This window comes from Nocardioides bruguierae (assembly GCF_023656415.1).
In the GTDB taxonomy this organism is placed as follows: Bacteria; Actinomycetota; Actinomycetes; order Propionibacteriales; family Nocardioidaceae; genus Nocardioides; species Nocardioides bruguierae.
Genome location: NZ_JAMOIL010000010.1, coordinates 21,269 through 43,875 on the forward strand (window position 1 = coordinate 21,269; position 22,607 = coordinate 43,875).

Sequence of the window (22,607 nt, forward strand, 5' to 3'; positions counted from 1 at the left end):
TCACGTGACTGGACTTCGCTGTGCGACACCCTAGGGGGTCGCCGTGCCGATCGTGCCCTCCCCCGTCCGGGACGGGCTCAGGGCTGGTTTGCCGCGAACCGCAGGTCGTCGACGCGCCGGACGGCCTCCCGCACGGCGACGGCCGCCTCGGGAGCCACGGAGACCGCGTCCACCAGGGCGGTGTAGCGGGCCTCCTCGGCGGCGAACAGGTCACCGACCCGGTCGTCGAGCAGCTGGCGGGCCCGGGTGGCGAGGCCGCGGACGGCCTGGTCGCCGAAGACCGCCTCGAGCAGCTTCTGCCCGAGCGCGGCCGACCCGCCGGCGATGCCTGCCTCCACGCCGGTGACGCCGGCCGTCTGGGAGAACACCACGACCATCAGCGCGACGCCGAGGCCGTTTACGCCCAGGGCGAGGAACTTGGCCGTGGTGCGCCGGTCGGCGCCCTCGGCGCGGACCAGCTCCAGCACGTCGGTCTGCCACTCGCGCACGGCCTGCTCGGCACGGCGTCGCAGGTCGCGGGAGGCCCGGGAGAGGTCGGCGTCCGCCGAGGACAGGAGCTCCTGCCCGGCGGGCTGCTGGCGCCACGCCTCGGCGGCCCGCTCGGCCGCCTCCTCGGCGTGCTCCAGCACGAGCAGCTCCAGGCCGGACTCGACGGCCACGACCACGCGGTCCGCCTGCTGCGGCTTGCCCTTGACGGCGCTGACCAGCCGGTCGCGCAGGCGCCCCACCCGGTCCTCCAGGGAGCGGAGCAGCTCGCCGGTGCCGACGAACTCCTGCCAGCGGGCGAGGACCTCGCCGCGCATCAGGGTGCCGTCGGCGGTCGCGCGGCGGGTGTCGGCGAGGGCGAGGTCGTAGGCGCGCCGGCTGGACTCGCGCAGCCCGGAGGCCACCTCGGCCTGCCGCACCACCGCGTCGGCCACGGGGTGGACGTGGTGGGCGATCGAGCGCACCGCCCCGTCCAGCGTCTGCTTGACCACGGCCGTGCGGGCCGCGGTGTCGTCGGCGAGGGACTCCAGCCAGCCGCGGATGTCGCCGACGTGCCCGGGCGGCAGCAGCCCGTCGGAGTCGACCGGCGCCTCGTGGACGACGAACAGCGGGCAGTCCTTGAGCCCGCGGCTGGACAGCATGCGGGCCAGGTGGGTGGAGACGGTCTGGACGGCCTCGGCGGCCGTGCGGTCCAGCACCACCGCGACGGCGGTGGAGCGGTCGGCGGCCTGGCGCAGGAACTGCCACGGCACGGCGTCGGCGTAGCGGGCCGAGGACGTGACGAAGAGCCACAGGTCCGCCGCCGCGAGCAGCTGGGCGGCGAGCTGGCGGTTGCGCTCCTCGACCGAGTCGACGTCCGGCGCGTCGAGGATCGCCAGGCCCTGCGGCACGGTCTCGGAGGCCACGAGCTGGAGCGAGTCGGGGTCGTCGGTGGCGTGCTCGACGCGCTTGAGGTCGGGCAGCAGACGGTCCTGGCCGAACCAGTGGGCGTCGTCGGGGTGGTGGACGAGGACGGGCGAGCGCGTCGTGGGCCGCAGCAGGCCCGGCGTGGTGACCCGCTTGCCGACGAGGCTGTTGACCAGCGTGGACTTGCCGGCGCCGGTGGAGCCGCCCACGACCGCCAGCATGGGCGAGTCGAGGGTCATCACCCGCGGGATCACGTAGTCCTCGAGCTGGTCGAGCATCTGCTGGCGCGAGGCGCGCAGCTCGTCCGTCCCGGGCAGGTCCAGGGGCAGGGCTGCCTCCTGGAGGGCGCCGCGCAGCCGCACGAGCGCCGTCAGCATCTGTGCGTCCTGGCCCCCCGGGTTCGCGGAGGCGTCGTCGAGCCTGGCTGTCATCGGGTCGGAACCACCTGTCCTGGGAACTGAACGGACGGTCGCACGGCGCCGATCCGTGCGACGTAGGCGCCCCCGCGGGAGGCGAAGTCTGCCGGCGCGGTGCCGCGCAGGTAGCGATGATGCAGGAAGCCGAGCTCGATGGCCGCCTGCTGGTAGGCGCGCATGCGGTCCTCGGCCTCCTTGCCGCCGGTCTCGCGGGCGTAGCGGCGTGCCAGCCGACGGGCGCGCAGGTCGACGACCCACCCGATGTCGGTGGCCGGCAGCAGCCCGCGGGCCGCGGCGTCGCCGAGCGCACGGCCGAGCATCTGCCGCTCGGAGGTGCGCGCCCAGAACGCGAGCGCACCCACCAGGAGCAGGGCGGGCGCCATGATCACCAGGTACACGACGGCGAAGCCGCCGAGCCCGGCGAGCGTCGAGGCGTTCCAGAGACCGTGGCAGAGCACGGCCAGCAGGTACCCCGCGACCGGCGCGGCCAGTCGGACCACCCCGTGGCGCGAGGTCACCGCCAGGCCGACCCCGATGCCCGTGAAGGCGGTGAACAGGGGGTGGGCGAAGGGGCTGGCCAGGCAGCGCACCACGAACGTGGACGTGAGCGCGACCGTGCCACCGGGGCCCATCCCGTCCGTGCCGTCGTAGGCGGCGGCGAGGTAGAGGATGTTCTCGGTGAAGGCGAAGCCGGTGCCGACCATGCCGGCGTAGACCACGCCGTCGAGCAGCCCGTCCAGCTCCGCGCGGCGCCACCACAGCAGCGCCACGAGGAACGCGCCCTTGACCGCCTCCTCGGTCACCGGGGCGACCACGGCGAGGCTGCCGGCGTCCGTGACCGGGAGGAAGAGGCCGCCGATGCCCTGGAGCAGCAGCGCGGCCACGACCGCGACCGCCGCGCCCCAGCCGAGGCCGAGGAGCAGCAGCGAGCGCGGCTCGGGCTCGTAGCGGTCGAGCCAGAGGAAGACCATCACCACCGGCACCACGGGCAGTGCCGCCAGCACGGTGGCCAGCAGCACCGTGCCGGGGGCACCCGCCAGGGCCACGACCAGCAGCACCGGCAGGGCGCTCACGACCACCAGGATGCTCACGACCAGCGTGAACACCCTTCCGTCGTGACGCAGGCGGGGCATGGCAGCACCCTATCGGGCACCGACCCCGGGGGTGCGCACCTGGTGAACTGCGAGGTCAGGCGTTGCGCCACAGGTGTCGGCCTTCCCGGTCACCCACGCGCCACCCGCGCGCCACCCGCGCGCCACCCGCGCGCCACCCGCGCACCACCAGGCCGCCGCCCGGCCACCCGGCGGGGCCCACCGCCGGGACTACAGTGGCCGCCATGAGCGAGGAGAAGTCCGCCGAGTCCGCCGAGCCCCAGACCGAGTCGCACGACCCGGCGGTGCCCGAGGCCTACGCCTCCTTCATGCGCACCGGGTGGGGTGACCGCGACCTCGACCTGCCGCGCGCGGGCGTCGCCGCGTCCGCCGCCGCGCGCCGGACCGCGCTGGCCGAGGCGTTCCCCGGCGAGCGGCTCGTGCTGCCCGCGGGCACCTACAAGGTGCGGGCGAACGACACCGACTACCGGTTCCGCCCGGACACGGCCCACGCCTACTACTCCGGCAACCTCACCTCCGACGCCGTGCTCGTGGTCGAGGACGGCGACGCCGTGCTGTACGCCCGGCCCCGCTCCTCCCGCGAGACCGACGAGTTCTTCCGCGACCGCCAGTACGGCGAGCTGTGGGCCGGCCGCCGCCCGTCGCTGAAGGAGATCTCCGACTCCCTCGGCGTCGAGACCCGGCACATCGACTCCCTCGCCTCCGACCTGGCCGGCACCACCAAGACCCGCGTGCACCGTGGCGTGTCGTCCGCCGTGGACGGCCTGGTCACCGGCGACGAGCAGCGCGACGCCGAGCTGGCCCGCGTCGCCTCCGAGCAGCGCCTGGTCAAGGACGCCTGGGAGGTCGCCGAGCTCCAGGCCGCCTGCGACGCCACCACGCTGGGCTTCACCGACGTCGTGGCGGACTGGGAGAACGCCGTCCGCTACGGCGAGCGCTGGATCGAGGGCACCTTCTTCCGCCGTGCCCGCACCATGGGCAACGACATCGGCTACGACTCGATCGTCGGTGGCGGCCGGCACGCCACCACGCTGCACTGGATCGAGAACTCCGGCCCGATCACGCCGGGCGAGATGGTGCTGCTCGACATGGGCGTGGAGGGCACCAACCTCTACACCGCCGACGTCACCCGCACCATCCCGGTCGACGGCACCTACACCCCGCTCCAGCGCGAGCTCTACGAGCTCGTCCTGCAGGCCCAGGACGCCGGCATGGCCGCCGTGAAGCCGGGCGCCGCGTTCTCCGACGTGCACGCCGCGTCGATGCGGGTGCTGGCCCTCGGCCTGGAGGAGCGAGGCCTGCTGCCGGTCTCCGCCGAGGAGGCGCTGCTGCCCGACAGCCGGGTCTACGCCCGCTGGACCCTGCACGGCACCAGCCACATGCTCGGCATGGACGTGCACGACTGCGGCATGGCGGCACCCGAGTCCTATGCCCGCGGCACGCTGGCCGCCGGCATGGTCCTGACCGTGGAGCCGGGCCTGTACTTCCAGGAGGACGACCTGCTCGTCCCCGAGGAGCTGCGCGGCATCGGCATCCGGATCGAGGACGACGTCCTCGTCACCGGGTCGGGCCACCAGAACCTCTCCGCCGCCCTCCCCCGCGCCTCGGCCGACGTCGAGGCGTGGATGGCCGAGCACCGGCGCTGACGCGGGTGACGGGTCGACGGGCCGCCCCACGCTCGGCGCGTCGGCGGCGCGCCGTCCACGAGGACGCCGGGGCCGGGGGCCACGGGCACAGTCACGGGCACACCCACGGGCACGTCGCGCCGCTCGAGCTGACGCGCGCGACGCGCGGGGTGCTGCTCGCCCTCATCGCGGTGGCCCTGCTGGCGGCGCTGGCCGGCACGGTGCGGCTGTGGCCGGAGTCCTCGGCGGTGGCCGCGGTCGACGACCTCGCCGGCTCCACCGCCCCCGGCACGACCTACGTCACCGGGCGGGTCGTGACCGTCCAGGAGCCGTGCGCCGACCAGAGCCAGGTCGGTGACGGCTGCGGCGCGCTGCGAGTGACCGTCGACGGCGAGTCCTCGCCGGTGGTGGTGCCGGCCGCCGCCGAGGTGCTGGCGTCGGGCCTCGCCTCCGGCGACGAGGTGGAGCTGCTGCGCACGCAGCCGCAGGGCGACGGCGGCCAGGCCACGTACGCCTACTACGCCACCGACCGCGACGCAGCCCTGCTCTGGCTGCTGGTGCTGTTCGTGGTGGTGGCCGTGGCCGTGGCGCGGTTGCGGGGGCTCATGGCGATCGTCGGCCTGACGGTGAGCGGCCTGGTGCTGTGGCAGTTCACGCTGCCGGCGCTCCTCACCGGCGAGAACGGCGTGGCCGTCGCCCTGTGCACGGCCACGCTCATCCTGGTCGTGGTGCTCTACACGACCCACGGCCTCTCCTGGCGCACCAGCACGGCCCTGCTCGGCACGCTGGCCGGCGTCCTGATGGTGCTCGGGCTGGGCGAGGCGTGGATGCGCCTGGCGGCCCTCACCGGCGTCTCGGACGAGTCGACGGCGCTGCTCGGCGCCTACGCCTCCGACCTCGACTACCGCGGGCTGCTGGCCTGCGCCCTGGTGATCGCCGGGCTGGGCATCCTCAACGACGTGACGATCACCCAGACCTCGGCGGTGTGGGAGCTGCGGGGCGCCGCCCCGGGCCTGCCCCGCACGGCGCTGTTCTCCCGGGGGATGCGGATCGGCCGCGACCACATCGCCTCCACGATCTACACGATCGTCTTCGCCTACGCCGGCGGTGCGCTGGCCGTGCTGATGCTGCTCTACCTCTACGACCGGCCGCTGCTCGACCTGGTCTCCACCGAGCAGCTGGCCGAGGAGATCGTCCGCACCCTCACGGGCGCGGTGGGCCTGATGCTGGCGGTGCCGGTCACCACCGCGCTGGCCGCGGTGCTCGCGGGGCCGCCGCGCGCCGCCGACTGACGGGCGCTCAGCGCCCCCGACGTCCGCCGCCGCCCCCGCCGAAGCCCCGCGAGCCGCCACCGCCGCCGAACCCGCGGGAGCCACCGCCACCGCCGAAGCCGCGCGAACCGCCACCGCCGAACCCGCGGGAACGCCCGCCCCCACCGAGGCCCGAGCCCCCGGAGCGGCCCCGACCCGAGCCGCCGAGGAACGAGGCGGACGAGGCCGACGCACGACGACGACGGGCTGCGTCGCGCTCGGAGCGCGCACGGGAGGCCGCGGCGTCGGCGTCGCGCCGCACCCGGGCGGCACCGTCGGCGATCGCGGCGAGGCTCGCGAGGCGGTGGACGTCGGCGAGCTGCTGGGCCGCCAGCGCGGCGGCCTGCCGGGAGCCGGGCCCGACGTCGGCGCCCACCGTCTCGCGTCCGGCCCGCTCGACCGCCGCTCGGGCGGCGGCGAGCGCCTGCTGGGCGGCCGCGTGCTCGGCCACGACCGTGTCCACGCGCGCCCGCAGGCCCTCGATCTCACCGCCCAGGGCCACGGTCTCGGCCTCGACCTCCAGCAGCGCCGGACGCGGCAGTGCCAGCGCGGCCGTCAGCGCGCGTGCCCGGGCGAGCAGCGGACTCACCTGGGGCACCGGGGAGAGGTAGCCGACCGCCTCGGCGTGGCGGGCCACGTCCGACTCCAGCCGCGTGGCCGCCAGCCCGACCTGCTCGGCCCGGCCGGGCAGCTGCGCCGCCAGCGAGGCCAGCCGCTCACGACGCTGCGCCGGCAGGTCGCTGCGCTCCACCACGACCTCGACGTCCGCGGCGGCACCGTCCACGGCCTCCCGGGCCTGCGCGAACTGCTGGGTGTCCATCCCGGCGGCCTGCTCGGCCGCCGTCAGGCGCGCGTCCAGGCCGGCGCGGAGCGTGCGGGCCGCCCCCAGGGCCTCGCGGACGTCGGCGTGGCAGCCCTCCTCGTAGGTGCCGGCGAGGTCGGCGAGCACCGCGTCGGCGGTGGCCAGGCGTCGGTCCAGCTCGGGGAGCCGGTCGCGGACCCCGCCGAGGTCGGCCAGCACCCGGTCGCGGAAGGCGGGCAGGTCCTCCACCAGGGCCGTGTGCTCGGCGACCCGGGCCTCGGCGACGTCCAGCAGGGCAGCGGAGTCCCCGTGCCGGCGCTCGGCCGACGTCCGCTCCGCCTCCTCGGCGCCGGCGCGGGCACGCTCGCCCGCGTCGAGGCTGGTGGAGCAGAAGTACCCCTCGCCCCGGCGACGTGACACGAGCCGGTCGAGGTCGGCCGCGGCGTCGCGCAGCGCGCCGCAGCGGCCGGGGACCGCGGCACCGGCGGCCTCGTAGCCGTCGATCAGCAGGCCGACCCGCTCGAAGCCGGCACGGGCCGCGACGAGCTGCTCGGTGGCGCCCAGCACCGTCGCGGTCTCGGCGCGCGCCTCGTCGGTGCCCAGGCGCGCGACGCGGGCGCTGGTGAGCCGCTCGCCGACGTCCAGCCAGGTCCGCTCGCCGGCCTCCCCCAGCCGCTCGGCCTCGGCGTGCCCCGCGCGCACCGCGGTGAGGGCCACGTCGTCGACCGCGGGGAGCGCCGCGACCCGCGCGTGCTCCAGCTCCGAGCCCTCCTCCACGGCCAGCCACGCCGCGGCCAGCCCGTCGAGGGCGGTGGTGAGGTCGCGTCGGGCCGCGGCCCGCTGACGACGGCGGCGCAGCAGCGCCAGGCCGCCCCAGAGCCCGACGACGAGCACCACCAGCACGACGGCGGCCAGCAGCCCCCACGGCGTGCCCGCCGGCCCCGCCCCGTCCGAGGTGCCCCTGACGTCGCGCGCGCCCACCCCGCCGCCGGAGACCCCGGAGCCCGAGCCCGAGCCGGCACCCGAGCCGGAGCCCGTGCTCGCACCGGCCCGCGACCACCGCCTGTCGAACGCCTCGAGCGCGCCCACCATCCCGGCCGTCCAGGCGCCGGCGGTGAACCGGCCGGCCATGTCGTCGACGACCGCCTCGTAGCTGCGGTCGAAGGTGCTGGTGGCGGCACCGTCGAAGTACGCGCCGACGCGCTCGTCCCGGGTGGCGACGGCCAGCACCAGCAGCGAGCGCCCGCCCCCGCGGCGCCAGCCCCACTCGTCGCAGGTCGCGCGGAGATCGGCGACGGCCGCGTCGAGGCCGCCGGTGCCGGGGACGCGGCGGGTGGCGAGCACCTTCACGGTGAAGCCGGCGCGCTCGAGCGGGCGGGCAGCCCGCTGCACCCGGGCGACGTCGAGGACGCCGGCGGGGTCGCTGACCACGTCCGTGCTGCACAGGTCGACGCCCTCGACGGTGCCGCTCGCGGACGCCGGCGCGACGACCGCTCCCGACAGCAGGAGGGCCAGACCGACCAGGAGCGCGGGGAGCAGGGAGCTCGGGGCTCGGCGCACGGGCACCTCCGGTGAGGCGGCCGAGGACCGGCCGGGTGGGGCGGACCGCCCTGACGCTACCGCCCGGGGCGGCCACCGGGGGCGCATCCGTGCACCCGGCACACCTCGGGGCGTGCCGGATCGTGGTGCTGTCCCGATCGTGTCGGCAGCAGCAGGCACGGGTATTCTCCGGCCAGGCCGTGCCACGCGTCGCGACGCTGTCGGCCTCCCGCCTCCGTAGCTCAGCTGGATAGAGCAGCGGCCTTCTAATCCGCCGGTCGCAGGTTCGAATCCTGCCGGGGGCGCGCGGTGATCCCCAGGAGGGGCGAGGCCCGGTGGACCGACGGTCCACCGGGCTTCCTGCTGCGTGGGCGGGCCCGGCCGCGGGGCACCGGGCGGGCCTACTCCGCCTCGCGCTCCTGCTCGGGACCGAGGCCGTGGGCCAGCCCCCAGAGCACGGCCTGGGCCCGCGAGTGCACGCCCATCTTCTTGTAGGCCGTGCGCACGTAGGTCTTCACCGAGTTGATCGACAGGTAGCAGGCCCGGGCGATCTCGATGTTCGCCATCCCGCGGGTGACCAGTGCGATCACCTCGGCCTCGCGGGCCGACAGCCCGTGCTCCTGGGCGGGCCAGGCCGGCTGCCCGACACGCGCCTCGTCCTCGTCGTGCGGCGTGGCCACGTCGACGTGGTCGGGCACGACCATGTCGGCAGCCTCCGGCTGCTCGGGCCCGAGGAGCCGCACGGAGTCACCGGCCGCGACCTTCTCGATGGCGGCCACCAGGTCCTCGGCGCTGACCCGCTTGCTCACGAAGCCGTGGGCACCGGAGTCGAAGGCGTCGTCGGCCGCCTCCGCGTGGTCGTTCCAGGAGTAGACGAGCACCAGCCCGGCCGAGGCGACGACGTCGGGCAGCGAGAGACCCTCGCCCTGCACCTGGGCGAACGTGTCGAAGAGCGCCACGTCGACCGGACGGACCACCTCGACCCCGGCGTCCAGCTCGCGCACCACCACGCGGTCGGAGAACGGCTCGAGCAGCGTCGACAGGCCGGCCACGACCACCTGGTAGTCGTTGACGAGCGCGACCGACAGGGGCCGGTCGTCGCCGTGCGGCACACGGGCGTCGCTGGGTGAACTCATGGCGGCAGCCTATTTCACCCAGCGGGAGGATGCTCCACCATGGACGGGGGTTTACGTTCGGTCCCCCGGATCGACAGGCTCCCCCCGACACTCCTGACGACGAGAACCCACGACCAGCTCGGTCGGCCCGCCCTGGGGCCGTCCGCCCGGGCACAGCGAAGGGAACCACTCCGTGCACGAGACCTGGCAGCAGCACCCCGCCTGGGGACGTGGCCCTGCTCTCGACCTGACCAACCGGGGTCGCACCTGCGACCGGCTCGTCGTCGTCTCCGCGCACCCCGACGACGAGAGCCTGGGCGTGGGCGGGCTCATCGCCACCGCCCACCGCGCCGGCATGTCGGTCTACCTGGTGCTCCTCACCGCAGGCGAGTCGTCCCACCCGCCGCGCGAGGACATGAGCCGCCACTCCCTGGCCACCCTGCGGCTCGGCGAGCTCGACGCCGCCGTGGAGCAGCTGGCCCCGGGCGCGCCCGTCGTCTTCCTCGGCGCCCCCGACACCGGCGTCACCACGGTGGAGCGCGAGGTCGTCACCGCGCTCACCGAGATCGTCGGCGACGGCACCCGCACCCTGCTGGTCGCGCCCTGGCGGCACGACGGCCACCCCGACCACGACGCCGCCGGGCGCGCCGCCGCGGAGGTCGCCGCGGTCACCGGTGCCCGGCTGGTGGAGTACCCCCTGCTCATGTGGCGCCACCACTCCCCCGACGAGGCGCCCTGGGAGGACATGGCCGTCCTCACCCTCGACGAGGAGGTGCTCGCCGCCAAGCACGACGCGATCCGTGCCCACGCCTCGCAGGTGCGCCCCAAGGACGTCGGAGGAGACGCCGAGCCCAGCATCGGGCCGGCCAGCCTGGCGCTGTTCGAGGCCGCCGTCGAGCACGTGGTCGTGCTCCCCGAGCCGGTGCTCGAGAACGGCGAGGACGAGGCGGGCGAACCCGCCCTCGAGGCGGTCTGAGGCCACCCCGTCGGCTCAGTCGGCTGTGGGACCCGCGTAGTCGTCGATCTCCGCGAGCACCCGCGCACGCACGTCGTCCGGCGCGAACGAGGCGTCGACCGCGGCACGCGCGAGGTCGGCCAGCCCCGCCTCGTCCAGGCCGAGGAGGTCGGCGGCCACCAGGTACTCCTGGTTGAGCGTGGTGTTGAACATCGGCGGGTCGTCGGAGTTGATCGTCACCCGCACGCCGGCGTCCACGAAGGTCTTCAGCGGGTGGGCCGCCAGGTCGGTGACCGCCCGGGTGGCGACGTTGCTGGAGGGGCAGACCTCCAGCGGCACGCCCGTGGCGGCGAGGTGGGCGAGCAGCTCCGGGTCCTGCGCGGACGAGGTGCCGTGCCCGATCCGCTCGGCGCCGAGGTCGCGCAGGGCGTGCCAGACGGTCTCGGGGCCGGTGGTCTCACCGGCGTGCGGGACGCTGTGCAGCCCCTCGTTGAGCGCCTGGGTGAAGTGCCGGGCGAACTGGGGACGCGGCACGCCGATCTCGGGGCCGCCCAGACCGAAGCCGACGAGGGCGTCGACCCGGTGGTCCATGGCCATCGCGAGGGTCGCGTCGGCGGCCCGGACCCCGGCCTCGCCGGGCACGTCGTAGATCCAGCGCAGCACGACGCCGAGGTCGCGTTCCGCGGCGACCCGGGCGTCCTCGATGGCCTCGGTGTAGGCCTGGGCCGACATGCCCTCGCCCGGCCGGTAGGGCAGCACGCTGGTGTACGGCGTGCACGTCAGCTCCGCGTAGCGCACCTGCTGCGCCGCGAGCCCGCGCGCGACCTCGTAGGTCAGGAAGCGGACGTCCTCGGGGGTGCGCACCAGCGCCACCACCGCGAGGTAGACGTCGATGAAGTGCGCGAAGTCGCGGAACTCGAAGAAGGACCGGAGCTCGTCGAGGTCCGTGGGCACGCTGCCCGGGTGGCGGGCCGCCAGCCCGGCCACGATCTCGGGCGAGGCCGAGCCGACGTGGTGCACGTGCAGCTCGGCCTTCGGCAGGCCGGCCACGAACCCGGCGAGCGGGTGGGCGGCCAGCGCCGGGTCCAGGAGGCCGAGGTCCGCAGGCGTGGTGGGGCGGGACGGCGTGGTGCCGTCGTGGGGGGTCGCGGTGCTCATCGGGGCATGCTCTCACCCGCCGCCCCCTCCGGAACGGTGACGGGCCGCCGTCCACCTCGCACGAGGGGACGACGGCCCGCGGCCGCGGCGTCACGCGACGCCGGGGTGGCTCACTCCTGGACGGTGTCCAGGACCGTCTGCACGATCTGGTCGGCGGTGCCGGAGACCTGCTCGCCGTCCAGCAGGACGGTGGGGGTGCCCGAGACGCCGGCGTCGGTGGCGGCCGTGGTGGCCTCCTCGACCCAGTCGGTCATCGTCTGGTCGAGGATGCCGTCGCTGACGGTGGCCTCGTCGGCGCCGGCCTCGACGGCCCAGTCCAGCAGCTGCTGGTTGTCCGGGAACTCCTCCGCGGACTCCGAGGGCTGGTTCTCGTAGAGGATGTCGTGGAACTTCTTCGCCACGGTCGCGCCCTCCTCGGTCAGCACCACCGCGAACGCGGACGTGGCCCGCTCGGAGTAGTCGCTGATGCCGGAGAGCAGGTTGAACGGGCGGTACTCGATCTGCACCTGGCCGGCGTTGGCGGCCTCGGTGAAGTCGTCGCGCGAGGCGGCCTCGAGCTGGCCGCAGTAGGGGCAGAGGAAGTCCTCGTAGACCACGACCTCGTGGGGGGCGTCGGCGTCGCCGATCGTGACGCCGTACTCGCCCTCGCCGGCGCCGGCCGCGGCGATGTCGCCCTGATTGCCCTTGCCGAGGAGGTACACGAAGACGCCACCGGCGATGAGCACGACGACGAGGCCCACGACCACGGCGGTGATGATGTTGCGGCGCTTCTCGGCCTTCTGCTGGGCCGCCAGGGCGGCGGCAGCGCGGGCCGCGCGCTCGTTGGTGTTCTGCTTCTTGGCCATCTGTTCGGGTTCAGCCTTCCTCGGGCTCGCAGCGGCGACAGCGGTCGGAGCGAAGCGTACGGGGTCGCACCGAACGGGTGAGCCGGGGTGCGGCTCAGCCCCGATGCCCCCGCGGGGCGCTGAACAGCACCGGGTGCAGCGACATCCGCGTCCGCGGGCGAGCCACCAGCCACGCGGAGGCCAGCAACAGGCCGACGTCCCGGACGATCTCCCAGAAGTAGCTGCTGCCGGGGTCGGCCACCTGGCCGCCGCCGCCGAAGCAGCCGCAGTCGATCGTCAGGCCCCGGGCCCAGGCCTGGCTGATGGCCGCGACGAACACCACCAGGAGCACGGCGGAGACGACCGCGGCCGGGCGCGTGGCCAGCCCGAGCAGCAGCAGGAGCCCGACCACCAGCTCGATGCCGGGCAGCAGGGCCCCCAGGGTCGGCACCACGGCCTCGGGCAGCACCTCGTAGGCCCGGACGGCCCGGACCGACTGCTGCGGGTCGGGCAGCTTCAGCAGGGACGCCACCACCCAGACGCCACCCACCACGAGCCGCGCCGCCAGACCCACCCAGGGACCCACCCCGGGGCCCGGCCACGAGACCGACCCGTCGGACCGCGGCGCCGGCCCCTCGGCGTGGTGGGCGCTGTCGGGGGCACGGTGCACGAGGCTCACCCGGTCACGGTAGGCAGCACGGAGCCCGACGTGGAGGGCTGCGCCGCTCCCGGTGACCTTCGGCCCGACGGTCGTGGGCCGTCGTCCTGCCCGGGCGTGGCCGTCGTCCTGCCCGGGCGATGAGCGCCGGGGCGCAGGCCGTGGGTAGGGTCCAGGACATGAGCGACAGACTCGTGTGGATCGACTGCGAGATGACCGGGCTCGACCTGACGGCGGACGCTCTCATCGAGGTCGCCGCGCTCGTGACCGACTTCGACCTCAACGTGCTGGGCGACGGCGTGGACATCATCATCAAGCCGCCGGCCGCCGCGCTGGAGCAGATGGTGCCGTTCGTGCGCGACATGCACGAGAAGTCCGGCCTGCTCGAGGAGCTCGACGCGGGCGTCACGATGGCCGAGGCGGAGAAGCAGGTCATGGACTACCTCCGTGAGCACTGCGCCGACGGGTCGCGGCCGCCGCTGGCCGGCAACACCGTGGCCACCGACCACGCCTTCCTCTCCCGCGACATGCACGAGCTGGACGCCTTCCTGCACTACCGGATCGTCGACGTCTCCTCCATCAAGGAGCTCTCGCGACGCTGGTACCCGCGGGCCTACTACGCCTCGCCCAGCAAGAAGGGCAACCACCGCGCCCTGGCCGACATCCAGGAGTCGATCGAGGAGCTGCGGTACTACCGCGAGGCCGTCTTCGTCCCGCAGCCCGGCCCGGACTCGGAGACCGCCAAGGACATCGCGGCCCGCCACGGCGGCTCGCTCACGGGCCTCCAGGGCGACCACGGCGCCTGAGGAGGCACCGCCCCACGGCGCCCTGCACGGGCCCAGCGGCGCCGCTCCGGGGCACCAGGACGCCGATTCGTCGCCGTCCGGCCCGCTCCCCTAGTATCTACCTCGGCCTGGTCACCGGGCCCATGGTGGGCGTAGCTCAGCTGGTAGAGCATCGCGTTGTGGTCGCGAGGGTCGCGGGTTCAAGTCCCGTCGCTCACCCCATGCGCATGAGGGCCCCGATCGAGCAGATCGGGGCCCTCGCTGCGTCCGGAGGCCCTGCTCCGACACTTCTGAACCGGACCGGTCCGTCTTGTCGGAATCCTGACGATTCCTCGCTCGTGGCTAGCACCGCGCGGCCCACAGTGAAGCCATGGCAAACGTTTACGAGACCCTCCGCACCGCGACCGTCGTCCCCCTCCGTCACGCGACCTCGGCGACCGAGCGCGCCCGTTCCGCCGAGCGCGCCCGCAGCGCCGTCGTCGACCTCCTGGCCGAGGCCCGACGACGTCACGTCCTCGCCGAGGAGCGGCGCAACGCCGACCTGGCCTACGCCCTCACGCTCTCCTCGACCCGGGGCCTGGGCAGCGCTTCCTGACAGCCCCACCCCGTCCCCACGTCCCCTCACCCCCCACTCACCGACCCCGCACCTCCACGGGACACGCGAAGGGCCCCCGACCTCCTGCCGGCGAGCAGGAGGACGGGGGCCCTTCGTCCGTGAGCGGTGACAGCGCCTCGGTGGCTGAGTCGGATGGGGGTCAGGCGACCTCGCCCAGCGCCTGGCGCAGCTGCACGAGCAGCTTCTGCAGGAGACGGGAGACCTGGACCTGGGACATGCCGAGCTGCTCGGCGATCTCGCGCTGCGAGAGCTCGTCGGCGAACCGCAGGCGCAGCACGTCGCGCTCGCGGGTGCCGAGGGTCTTGAGCAGCGGCGCCAGGAGCAGGCGAGCCTCGCACTGCTCGGCGGACCGGTCGTCCGGCACCGCCACGTCGCGCGGCGCGGAGTCCTCGGTGACGGGCGCGTCGATGGAGAGCAGCGAGTAGAAGGAGCGAGCGGCGAGCGCCTCGCGCACGGTGTCGACGGACTCCTCGACCTCGGCGGCGAGGCCGGCGACGGCCTTCTCGTCCAGCTTCTCGAAGGAGGCCTGGGCCCGCAGGATGCGGGAGTGGGCACGCTGCACGTCGCGCGGCGGCCGGATCGTCCAGCCGTGGTCGCGGAAGTGGCGGCGGATCTCGCCGGTGATCGAGGGCACCGCGTAGGCCAGGAGGTCGCGGCCCTGCTCGGGCTCGAAGGAGCGGACGACCCGCACCAGCGCGAGGTAGGCGACCTGGGTGAGGTCCTCGATCGGGACGCCCTTGCGGGCGTAGCGGCGGGCGACAGCCTCGGCCACCCGCATGTTCAGCTCCACGACGCGGTCGAGCATCTGCTGACACTCGGCGTCGGAGCCGGCCGCGGCGGCCTGCTCGAGGAGGTGCTGGGTGAAGGCGGCGCGGTCGGCGTCACTGAGGCGACGGGCACGCGTGGCGTCGAGGTCGATGACCTCGGCACCCGCGTGTGCCACGACCTCGGTGCGGGGGCTGGTGCTGGGCACCGACTCCGGCGCGGAAGAGGCGGTCATGCTCACGGCTGGCTCCTGGTCGTACGGGGTGGGTCACGCTGTCAGGAGGCTTATTGACCGTCGACAAACCTTCTACACCTCTCTCACCCCTTTGGGGTGCTCAGGTCTGGACCGGGCCGGCCACGCCGACGCAGGCTTGGCGGCGGCCATTTATCTGACTAAGGTCAGAGATATGCAGGACGACGTCGCCACCCTCCGCCGCTTCAATCTCGCCTGGTCCCAGCGCACCGGCGTGCTCGAGCACTCCTTCCTCGGCCTGGGCCGCCCGCTGGCCGCCTCCCGCCTGCTGCTCGAGGTCGGCTCCTCCCCCGACGGCGCGAGCGTGCTCGACCTGCGCACCCGCCTCGGCCTCGACTCCGGCTACCTGTCCCGGCTGCTGCGCCGCCTCGAGCGCGAGGGACTCGTCCTCACCGAGCCCGACCCCGCGGACCAGCGCCGCCGGGTCGCCTCCCTGACCGAGGACGGGCGCCGCGAGCTGCGCGAGATCGACCGACGCTCGGACGCGCTCGCCTCCTCCCTGCTCATGCCCCTGACCGAGAGCCAGCGCGCGCGGCTCGCCGAGGCGCTGCGCACCGCCGAGCTGCTGGTGCGGGCCGCGACCCTCGAGATCGGCGAGCACCCGCACGACGACCCGCGCGTGCTCGCCGCCGTCGGCCGCTACGTGGACGAGGTGGCCGACCGGTTCTCCGACCTCGACGGGGGCTTCAACAGCCCCGGCGCGCTGGTGGACCCCGGCGGCCGCTACCTGCTGGCGCTCAGCGACGGCGTCGTGGTCGGGGTCGGCGGCATCCGCCCCACCCCGATGCCGGACGGCTCCGTGGCCGCCGAGGTCAAGCGCATGTGGGTGGACCCGAGCTGGCGCGGCAGCGGCCTGGGCCGCCGGCTCCTCGAGGCGCTGGAGCAGCTGGCCGCGAGCGACGGCCACCCCGCCGTCGTCCTGGACACCAACCGGGTGCTCGGCGAGGCGCTCTCCCTCTACACGCGCACCGGGTACGTGGAGGTGCCTCGCTACAACGACAACCCCCACGCCGACGCCTGGTTCCGCAAGGCCCTCTCCCCCGCGGCGGGCTGAGCACGGGTTACGTTGACGGGCGTGAGCACCGTTGCCGCGTCCCGTGACCGCTACGACGTCGTGGTCGTCGGAGGCGGCCACAACGGCCTGACCTCCGCCGCCCTCCTGGCCCGGGCGGGCCTGTCGGTGCTGGTGCTGGAGCGGCTCGGCCGCACCGGCGGTGCCGCGGTCTCGGCCCCGGCGTTCACCGGGCACGACGTGCGGCTCTCCCGCTACTCCTACCTGGTCTCCCTCATGCCCGAGGCGCTGATGGCGGACCTCGACCTGGCCGTCGACCTGCGCTCGCGGCGCACCGCGTCGTTCACGCCGACCCTGCGAGGCGGCGTGCCCAGCGGGCTGCACGTGCACCGCCCGGAGGACGAGCGCACCGCCGCGTCCTTCGCCGCGCTGACCGGCGGCACCGAGGAGTACGCGGCCTGGCAGTCCTTCTACGGCGACGTCGAGCGGTTCGCCGCCGGGCTCGCCCCGACGTTCCTCCGGCCGCTGCCGAGCGAGGCGGACGCGGCGGCGCTGGCGGACCCGCAGATCTGGACCGACCTCGTGCAGCGGCCGCTCGGCGAGGCCGTCGAGCGCCGCTTCACCGACGACACCGTGCGCGGGGTCGTCGGCACCGACGCACTGATCGGCACCTTCGCCTCCCTGCACGACCCGTCGCTGGCCCAGAACCGCTGCTTCCTCTACCACCTGGTCGGCAACGGCACGGGCGAGTGGCGCGTGCCCGTCGGCGGCATGGGCGCGGTCACCGACGCACTGCTGCGAGCCGCGACCGGCGCCGGGGCGGAGGTGCTCACCGGCGCCGGCGTCAGCGCCGTGCGTCCGGGTGCCGACGAGGTCGAGGTCGCGTGGGACGACGAGGCCGGGCACCACGCCGTGCGCGCCGGCCACCTGCTCTCGGGCGTCGCCCCCTGGGTGCTGCGCATCCTGCTGGGCGAGGAGGCGGACGAGGCGACCAAGCCCGCCGGCTCGCAGCTGAAGATCAACCTGCTGCTGGAGCGTCTGCCGCGGCTCCGCTCGGGCGCCGACCCCCGCGAGGCGTTCGCCGGCACCCTGCACATCGCCGAGGACCACTCCCAGATCGAGCGTGCCTACCACCAGGCGGCCGAGGGCGTCCTGCCCGACGTGCTGCCGGGCGAGGTCTACTGCCACTCGCTCACCGACCCCTCCATCCTCGGCTCGGCGCCCGAGGGCTGGCACACGATGACCTACTTCGGGCTCCACACCCCGGCCGCCCTCTTCGCCGACCCCGCCACGCGCGCCGAGCGCAAGGACGAGGCGGTGCGGCGCGCGATCGCCGCCCTGGACGAGCACCTCGAGGAGCCGCTGCTGTCCTGCGTGGCCACGGACGCCGACGGCCGCCCCTGCGTCGAGGCCAAGGTCCCGCAGGACGTCGAGGCCGACCTCGCCATGCCGGGCGGCCACATCTTCCACGGCGACCTGGAGTGGCCGTGGGCCCCGGGGCGGGCTCTGCTCGACACCCCGGCGCGACGCTGGGGCGTGCAGACCGACCACGAGCGCGTGCTGCTGTGCGGCTCCGGCGCCCGTCGCGGCGGGGCCGTCTCGGGCATCGGCGGCCACAACGCGGCACAGGCCGTGCTGGAAGCGCGCTGACCTGGCCTTTCACCCGGACGACCCGGACGGGTGGCTCGCGATTTTCGCGGTCCGGTCATCCGCTGGTAATGTTCTTCTCGTTGCAGCGCGGGGCGCAAGCCCAGCAAAGCAACGGGCGCCATTAGCTCAATTGGCAGAGCAGCTGACTCTTAATCAGCGGGTTCGCGGTTCGAGTCCGTGATGGCGTACAGAACGAAGGGCCAGGACGATCGTCCTGGCCCTTCGGCGTTTTCGCACGATCCCGCTCGGTCAGGATCTCCGCGTCAGCCGTCGCGCTGCGGCAGGTGGTCCCGGCTCCAGTCGGTGAGGGCGGCCAGCGCGGGGGCGAGCCCCTCCCCCGCCTCGGTCAGCGCGTAGGTGACGCGGGTGGGCGGCCCGGGGTCGACCGTCCGACTGACCAGCCCCGCCTCCGTGAGGCCGGCGAGCCGGTCGCTCAGCACGGAGTCGCTGATCCGCAGGGCCCGCCGCAGGTCGCTGAACCCGGCCGGCCCGTCGCTGAGCACCCCGAGCAGGAGGCCGTTCCACCGCTTGCCGAGGAAGGTCATGGCCCGGGCGAGCGCCCCGTCGCACGCGCGCGGGTCGTGTGCCGTCGTGGGCACGCGGGGCGCGGTCATGCGCGTCATCCTAGCCAGGGACGCCGGCCCGGGAATGTTACTTCGCAAATCGAAGTTACTCGTCTCGACCTAGCCACATCGCAGGAAGAAGCACGCCCCATGACCAGCACGACCGACCTCCGCCCCCTCGACGCCCCCGGGCGCGAGCTGCTCTTCACCGAGGCCCGCACCTCCAACACCTGGTCCGACACCCCCGTCACCGACGCCCAGCTGCACGAGATCTGGGACCTCGCCCGGTGGGCACCCAGCGCCGCCAACGGCCAGCCGCTGCGGGTCACCTTCGTCCGCGACGCCGCGGGCAAGGAGCGGCTCCTCCCGCACGTCGCCGAGGGCAACCAGGCCAAGGTCAGCGCCGCCCCGGTCACCGCGATCCTCGCCTTCGACCCCGAGTTCCACGAGCACTTCCCCACCACCTTCCCGGCGCGTGGCGAGATGATGCGGGAGAACTTCGCCGGGGACGCCGGCATGCGCGCCGGGGTCGCGGACTACAACGCCGCCCTGCAGACCGGCGTCCTGCTGCTCGCCGTCCGCTCCGCCGGCCTCGCCGCCGGCCCGATGGCCGGCTTCGACCGCGCCGGTGTCGACGCTGCGTTCCACGCCGAGAACGGCTGGCGCAGCCAGCTGCTGGTCAACATCGGGCACCCGGGCGAGGACCCGTGGTTCCCGCGGCTGCCCCGCCTGGCCGACGAGACGGTGCTGGCCTGGGCCTGAGCCCGCGAGGTCCGCGCGTGCCGGGTGAGCCCCGCCCGCCCGGCACGCGCGAGCGTGGACCCATGGAGATCGAGCAGGCCCTGACCGCCGCGCGCGGCACCCACCAGTCCGTGCTGACCACGCTGCGGCGCAGCAACGGCCGCCCGCAGATCTCCAACGTGGTGCACGCCGTCGACGAGCACGGCACCGTGCGCGTCTCGATCACCGCCGACCGGGCGAAGTACGCCAACCTGCGGCACACCCCGTGGGCGGCGCTGCACGTCTCGGGCGGGTCCTTCTGGGCCTACGCGGTGCTGGAGTGCGAGGCCTCGCTCTCGGAGGTGGTGGCCTCCCCCGACGACGCGGCCGCCGAGGAGTCGGTGGCCCTGTACCGCGCCATCGCCGGCGAGCACGAGGACTGGGACGAGTACCGTGCCGCCCTCGTCACCGACCGTCGGCTCGTCGTCCGGCTCACGCCCGTGCACGCCTACGGCCAGCTGGGCTGAGGCGGAACACACCGCCGCCCGACGCGGTTGGGGCGGGCGTGACCCACCACCACGGAGAGTTCAAGGTCCCGCAGGGCAAGCTGGTCGTCGTCGACCTGGAGGTCACCGACGAGGTGATCACCGAGGCCGTCGTCTCGGGCGACTTCTTCCTCGAGCCCGACGAGGCCCTCGGCGCCATGTCGGACGCCCTGCTCGGCCGGCCGGTCGACGTGCCGCTGGGCACCCTGGCGAGCGCCGTCGAGGAGGCCGCCGGCGACGCGGTGCTGGTCGGCTTCGACGCCCGCTCCCTCGGCATGGCCGTGCTGCGCGCCCTGGGCCGGAGCACGGCCTGGCACGACCACGACTTCACGCTGCTGGAGGCCGGGCCGCTGCACCCGCCGGCCCAGATGGCGCTGGACGAGGTGCTGCTGCGCCAGGTCGCCTCCGGCGAGCGCGGCCCGACCCTGCGCGTGTGGGAGTGGGCCTCCAACGCGGTGATCATCGGCTCGTTCCAGTCGCTCTCGAACGAGGTCGACCTCGAGGCCGCCGCCCGGCACGACGCCACGGTCGTGCGTCGGGTCTCCGGCGGCGGCGCCATGTTCGTGGAGCCGGGCAACACCATCACGTACTCGCTCTACGTGCCCGACACCCTGGTCGCGGGCCTGAGCTTCCTCGACTCCTACGCCTTCCTGGACGCCTGGGTCGTCCGCGCGCTGCGCGGCCTGGGCGTCGAGGCGTCCTACGTGCCGGTCAACGACATCGTCTCGCCCGCCGGCAAGATCGGCGGCGCGGCGCAGAAGCGGGCCTCGGGCGCCGTGCTGCACCACGTCACCATGAGCTACGACATGGACGCCGACGCGATGATGGACATCCTGCGCATCGGCCGCGAGAAGCTCTCCGACAAGGGGCACACCTCCTCGGGCAAGCGGGTCGACCCGATCCGCAGCCAGACCGGCCTCACGCGGGAGAAGGTCGTCGAGGCCATGCTCGACCACTTCGAGCAGTCCTACGGCCTGGGCCGCGAGGTCCTGGACGACGGCACGCGCGCTGCGTCCGAGGCGCTGGCGGCCGAGAAGTACGTCGGTGGGGAGTGGCTCGCCCGCGTCCCGTGACCGACGCGGCGACATCGGCCTGCGGGACCCTGCACTGCGGGACGCGGGCGAGCCCTTCCTGGTCCCCTCCCCCGTTCCCGGGGTGAGGGGACGTCAGCCGGCGAGCGGCGGCACGACCGCCACCGGCACGACGAGGTCCGCCCGAGGGGCGGTGTCGAGCACGAGCCGGGCGTTCGGCTCGTCGACGGAGGCCACCCACGCGACGGCCTCCTCGCGGGTCTTGCCGAACCGCACGTGCCGCTCCACCAGCCGGGCGCGCCGCTCCTCGTCGGGCACGGCGCAGAACCACACCTCGTCCATGGCCGCGCGTGCCCGCTCCCAGCCGGCACCGTCGAGCAGCAGGTAGTTGCCCTCCGTCACCGCCAGACGGCACTCCGGCTGCACCGGCACGGCCCCGGCGATCGGCTGCTCCAGCTCCCGCTCGAAGGTGGGTGCGTAGACGACCTCGCCCTCGCGCGGGGTCCGGATGCGCTCCAGCAACGCCGCGAAGCCGTGCGCGTCGAAGGTGTCCGGGGCGCCCTTGGCGTCGCGGCGCCCGATCCGCTCCAGCTCGACGTCGGCCAGGTGGTAGCCGTCCATCGGGACGTGCGCCACCCAGCCGTCCGTGCAGCCCTCGGGCACCGGCCCGGCTGCCAGCGCGCGCACGATCTGCACGGCGAGGGTCGACTTGCCGGCGCCGGGGGTGCCGGCCACCCCGAGGACGTGGCGGCCCGGCCGCGCCACCAGCGCGCGGGCCCGGGCCAGCAGGTCCTCGAACGTGACGTCGTCGGTGGGCAGCGCGGTCTCGGCGGTCATGGGCGTCATGGTGCCTCCTGCCTGTCTCTGCGTGGCTCGCCCGCCGGTCAGGAGCGGTGCCCGGCCGCGGTCAGGCCGGCCGAGAGGAACTGGTGGGCGTGCCCGGCCAGGTCCGCGCCGTCGTCCCAGAGGTTGCGCCACACGGCGAGGTCGGCCGAGAGGGTCGGGTGGACCACGGCGGAGGAGAACGACTCGAAGGTGATCGGGCCGTCGTAGGAGATGTCCGCCAGCGCGTGGAAGAACCCGGTGAAGTCCAGGTGCCCGGACCCGAGGTAGCCGCGGTGGTTCTCGCCGATGTGGACGTAGCCGAGGCGGTCCCCGACCTCCAGGACGGGCCGCACGAGGTCGTCCTCCTCGATGTTCATGTGGTACGTGTCCAGGTGGATGACCACGTTGTCGGCGGCGATGTCGTCGGCCAGCGCGAGCGCCTGGCGAGCGGTGTTGACCACGTTGGTCTCGTACCGGTTGCACACCTCGAGGCCGAGGGTGACGCCGCGCGTGGCGGCCTCGGCCGCCAGGTCCTTGAGCACGCGGACGACGTTGGCCCGACCGACCTCGCTCAGCGGAGCGCCGTACTTGCCGAGCGCCGAGTACAGGGCGCCGGTGAGGTAGCGGCCGCCGAGGCCCGAGACGACGTCGAGGGACTCGTGCAGCAGCGCCTCGCCGCGCGCCACGACGGCCGGGTCGTCGCTGGAGACGTCCGCGTCGAAGGCGAGGCCGCGCGAGCAGGCCACCTGCAGGCCGTGCTGCTCGAGCAGGGCGCGGGTGCCGGGCACGTCGAGCTGCTGCAGGTCGTGCAGGCTCAGCTCGAGCAGGTCGAAGCCGGCGGCCGCGGTCTGCTTGACCGCGAGCTCCACGGACGCGGGGGCGCTGTCGCCGACCCAGACGAGGGCGTGGACGCCGAGGGGGCTGGACATGGCGTTC

21 protein-coding genes and 3 tRNA genes are annotated in these 22,607 nt (G+C 74.6%); 13 read left to right on the forward strand and 11 right to left on the reverse strand.

Annotated elements, in window-relative coordinates:
* Nucleotides 1-77: 77 nt before the first annotated feature.
* A complete protein-coding gene (locus M8330_RS08905; RefSeq protein ID WP_250053928.1) occupies nt 78-1,823 on the reverse strand; it encodes a dynamin family protein in 1,746 nt (581 codons plus the stop codon).
* Nucleotides 1,820-2,941 carry a PrsW family intramembrane metalloprotease gene (locus M8330_RS08910; RefSeq protein WP_250827047.1) on the reverse strand — a complete coding sequence of 374 codons (1,122 nt, stop codon included), beginning with the start codon at nt 2,939-2,941 and terminating at the stop codon, nt 1,820-1,822. The genes M8330_RS08905 and M8330_RS08910 overlap by 4 nt, the downstream gene beginning before the upstream one ends.
* A gap of 203 nt (nt 2,942-3,144) precedes the next feature.
* Here M8330_RS08910 and M8330_RS08915 point away from each other — a divergent pair, with 203 nt between their 5' ends.
* Nucleotides 3,145-4,566, forward strand: coding sequence for an aminopeptidase P family protein (locus M8330_RS08915; RefSeq protein ID WP_250827048.1), 1,422 nt, complete (start codon nt 3,145-3,147; stop codon nt 4,564-4,566).
* 149 nt (nt 4,567-4,715) lie between these two features.
* On the forward strand, nt 4,716-5,837 hold the full coding sequence (locus M8330_RS08920; protein ID WP_250827049.1) for a YibE/F family protein: 1,122 nt from the start codon (nt 4,716-4,718) through the stop codon (nt 5,835-5,837).
* Nucleotides 5,838-5,844: 7 nt separating this feature from the next.
* Here M8330_RS08920 and M8330_RS08925 read toward each other — a convergent pair whose 3' ends face one another.
* Nucleotides 5,845-8,217 carry a TPM domain-containing protein gene (locus M8330_RS08925; RefSeq protein WP_250827050.1) on the reverse strand — a complete coding sequence of 791 codons (2,373 nt, stop codon included), beginning with the start codon at nt 8,215-8,217 and terminating at the stop codon, nt 5,845-5,847.
* A gap of 210 nt (nt 8,218-8,427) precedes the next feature.
* Between M8330_RS08925 and M8330_RS08930 the strand changes: the two genes are divergently transcribed.
* Nucleotides 8,428-8,501 (forward strand) — tRNA-Arg (locus M8330_RS08930).
* Between the two features lie 96 nt (nt 8,502-8,597).
* On the opposite strand, the gene M8330_RS08935 is transcribed toward M8330_RS08930, so the two are convergent.
* A complete protein-coding gene (locus M8330_RS08935; RefSeq protein WP_250053938.1) occupies nt 8,598-9,332 on the reverse strand; it encodes a helix-turn-helix transcriptional regulator in 735 nt (244 codons plus the stop codon).
* A gap of 172 nt (nt 9,333-9,504) precedes the next feature.
* Between M8330_RS08935 and M8330_RS08940 the strand changes: the two genes are divergently transcribed.
* Nucleotides 9,505-10,287, forward strand: coding sequence for a PIG-L deacetylase family protein (locus M8330_RS08940; RefSeq protein ID WP_250827051.1), 783 nt, complete (start codon nt 9,505-9,507; stop codon nt 10,285-10,287).
* Between the two features lie 15 nt (nt 10,288-10,302).
* Here M8330_RS08940 and M8330_RS08945 read toward each other — a convergent pair whose 3' ends face one another.
* The 3 genes from M8330_RS08945 to M8330_RS08955 form a co-directional block, all read right to left on the reverse strand.
* On the reverse strand, nt 10,303-11,424 hold the full coding sequence (locus M8330_RS08945) for an adenosine deaminase (protein WP_250827052.1): 1,122 nt from the start codon (nt 11,422-11,424) through the stop codon (nt 10,303-10,305).
* A 110-nt stretch (nt 11,425-11,534) separates the two neighbouring features.
* Nucleotides 11,535-12,269, reverse strand: coding sequence for a DsbA family protein (locus M8330_RS08950; RefSeq protein ID WP_250827053.1), 735 nt, complete (start codon nt 12,267-12,269; stop codon nt 11,535-11,537).
* Between the two features lie 94 nt (nt 12,270-12,363).
* A complete protein-coding gene (locus M8330_RS08955) occupies nt 12,364-12,927 on the reverse strand; it encodes a MauE/DoxX family redox-associated membrane protein (RefSeq protein WP_250827054.1) in 564 nt (187 codons plus the stop codon).
* 158 nt (nt 12,928-13,085) lie between these two features.
* Between M8330_RS08955 and orn the strand changes: the two genes are divergently transcribed.
* The 3 genes from orn (at nt 13,086) to M8330_RS08970 (ending at nt 14,286) form a co-directional block, all read left to right on the forward strand.
* Nucleotides 13,086-13,712, forward strand: a complete 627-nt coding sequence (orn, locus tag M8330_RS08960) for an oligoribonuclease (RefSeq protein ID WP_250053948.1) — start codon at nt 13,086-13,088, stop codon at nt 13,710-13,712.
* Nucleotides 13,713-13,837: 125 nt separating this feature from the next.
* Nucleotides 13,838-13,913, forward strand: a tRNA-His gene (locus M8330_RS08965).
* Between the two features lie 148 nt (nt 13,914-14,061).
* Entirely contained in the window at nt 14,062-14,286 is a 225-nt protein-coding gene (locus M8330_RS08970) for a hypothetical protein (protein WP_250053950.1), read from the forward strand.
* 160 nt (nt 14,287-14,446) lie between these two features.
* Here M8330_RS08970 and M8330_RS08975 read toward each other — a convergent pair whose 3' ends face one another.
* The gene (locus M8330_RS08975) at nt 14,447-15,307 is read right to left on the reverse strand and encodes a sigma-70 family RNA polymerase sigma factor (protein WP_250827172.1); all 861 of its coding nucleotides are present in this window, start codon (nt 15,305-15,307) and stop codon (nt 14,447-14,449) included.
* Nucleotides 15,308-15,479: 172 nt separating this feature from the next.
* On the opposite strand from M8330_RS08975, the gene M8330_RS08980 reads away from it, so the two are divergent.
* The 3 genes from M8330_RS08980 (at nt 15,480) to M8330_RS08990 (ending at nt 18,175) form a co-directional block, all read left to right on the forward strand.
* Nucleotides 15,480-16,379 carry a GNAT family N-acetyltransferase gene (locus tag M8330_RS08980; RefSeq protein ID WP_250827055.1) on the forward strand — a complete coding sequence of 300 codons (900 nt, stop codon included), beginning with the start codon at nt 15,480-15,482 and terminating at the stop codon, nt 16,377-16,379.
* Nucleotides 16,380-16,400: 21 nt separating this feature from the next.
* A complete protein-coding gene (locus M8330_RS08985) occupies nt 16,401-17,987 on the forward strand; it encodes a phytoene desaturase family protein (RefSeq protein ID WP_250053954.1) in 1,587 nt (528 codons plus the stop codon).
* A gap of 115 nt (nt 17,988-18,102) precedes the next feature.
* A tRNA-Lys gene (locus M8330_RS08990) sits at nt 18,103-18,175 on the forward strand.
* 75 nt (nt 18,176-18,250) lie between these two features.
* Here the strand turns inward: M8330_RS08990 and M8330_RS08995 are convergent.
* Entirely contained in the window at nt 18,251-18,601 is a 351-nt protein-coding gene (locus M8330_RS08995) for a winged helix-turn-helix transcriptional regulator (protein ID WP_250827056.1), read from the reverse strand.
* 99 nt (nt 18,602-18,700) lie between these two features.
* Between M8330_RS08995 and M8330_RS09000 the strand changes: the two genes are divergently transcribed.
* The 3 genes from M8330_RS09000 (at nt 18,701) to lplB (ending at nt 20,888) form a co-directional block, all read left to right on the forward strand.
* A complete protein-coding gene (locus M8330_RS09000; protein WP_250827057.1) occupies nt 18,701-19,312 on the forward strand; it encodes a malonic semialdehyde reductase in 612 nt (203 codons plus the stop codon).
* 62 nt (nt 19,313-19,374) lie between these two features.
* Nucleotides 19,375-19,797, forward strand: a complete 423-nt coding sequence (locus tag M8330_RS09005; protein WP_250827058.1) for a PPOX class F420-dependent oxidoreductase — start codon at nt 19,375-19,377, stop codon at nt 19,795-19,797.
* 38 nt (nt 19,798-19,835) lie between these two features.
* Nucleotides 19,836-20,888, forward strand: a complete 1,053-nt coding sequence (gene lplB, locus M8330_RS09010; protein ID WP_250827059.1) for a lipoate-protein ligase small subunit — start codon at nt 19,836-19,838, stop codon at nt 20,886-20,888.
* Between the two features lie 93 nt (nt 20,889-20,981).
* Here lplB and M8330_RS09015 read toward each other — a convergent pair whose 3' ends face one another.
* On the reverse strand, nt 20,982-21,683 hold the full coding sequence (locus M8330_RS09015; RefSeq protein ID WP_250827060.1) for a nucleoside/nucleotide kinase family protein: 702 nt from the start codon (nt 21,681-21,683) through the stop codon (nt 20,982-20,984).
* Nucleotides 21,684-21,730: 47 nt separating this feature from the next.
* Complete coding sequence (locus tag M8330_RS09020; protein ID WP_250827061.1) at nt 21,731-22,600, reverse strand: sugar phosphate isomerase/epimerase family protein; 870 nt, start codon at nt 22,598-22,600, stop codon at nt 21,731-21,733.
* Nucleotides 22,601-22,607: the final 7 nt, after the last annotated feature.

What these genes read in the sequence shown, in the direction of transcription:
- M8330_RS08935 (WP_250053938.1), bottom strand. Translation starts at nt 9,332, where the DNA reads ATGAGTTCACCCAGCGACGCCCGTGTGCCGCACGGCGACGACCGGCCC.
- orn (WP_250053948.1), top strand. Translation starts at nt 13,086, where the DNA reads ATGAGCGACAGACTCGTGTGGATCGACTGCGAGATGACCGGGCTCGAC.
- M8330_RS08950 (WP_250827053.1), bottom strand. Translation starts at nt 12,269, where the DNA reads ATGGCCAAGAAGCAGAACACCAACGAGCGCGCGGCCCGCGCTGCCGCC.
- M8330_RS08970 (WP_250053950.1), top strand. Translation starts at nt 14,062, where the DNA reads ATGGCAAACGTTTACGAGACCCTCCGCACCGCGACCGTCGTCCCCCTC.
- M8330_RS08905 (WP_250053928.1), bottom strand. Translation starts at nt 1,823, where the DNA reads ATGACAGCCAGGCTCGACGACGCCTCCGCGAACCCGGGGGGCCAGGAC.
- M8330_RS09005 (WP_250827058.1), top strand. Translation starts at nt 19,375, where the DNA reads ATGGAGATCGAGCAGGCCCTGACCGCCGCGCGCGGCACCCACCAGTCC.
- M8330_RS08915 (WP_250827048.1), top strand. Translation starts at nt 3,145, where the DNA reads ATGAGCGAGGAGAAGTCCGCCGAGTCCGCCGAGCCCCAGACCGAGTCG.
- M8330_RS08945 (WP_250827052.1), bottom strand. Translation starts at nt 11,424, where the DNA reads ATGAGCACCGCGACCCCCCACGACGGCACCACGCCGTCCCGCCCCACC.
- M8330_RS08980 (WP_250827055.1), top strand. Translation starts at nt 15,480, where the DNA reads ATGCAGGACGACGTCGCCACCCTCCGCCGCTTCAATCTCGCCTGGTCC.
- M8330_RS08995 (WP_250827056.1), bottom strand. Translation starts at nt 18,601, where the DNA reads ATGACCGCGCCCCGCGTGCCCACGACGGCACACGACCCGCGCGCGTGC.
- M8330_RS09000 (WP_250827057.1), top strand. Translation starts at nt 18,701, where the DNA reads ATGACCAGCACGACCGACCTCCGCCCCCTCGACGCCCCCGGGCGCGAG.
- M8330_RS08975 (WP_250827172.1), bottom strand. Translation starts at nt 15,307, where the DNA reads ATGACCGCCTCTTCCGCGCCGGAGTCGGTGCCCAGCACCAGCCCCCGC.
- M8330_RS08910 (WP_250827047.1), bottom strand. Translation starts at nt 2,941, where the DNA reads ATGCCCCGCCTGCGTCACGACGGAAGGGTGTTCACGCTGGTCGTGAGC.
- M8330_RS09015 (WP_250827060.1), bottom strand. Translation starts at nt 21,683, where the DNA reads ATGACCGCCGAGACCGCGCTGCCCACCGACGACGTCACGTTCGAGGAC.
- M8330_RS09020 (WP_250827061.1), bottom strand. Translation starts at nt 22,600, where the DNA reads ATGTCCAGCCCCCTCGGCGTCCACGCCCTCGTCTGGGTCGGCGACAGC.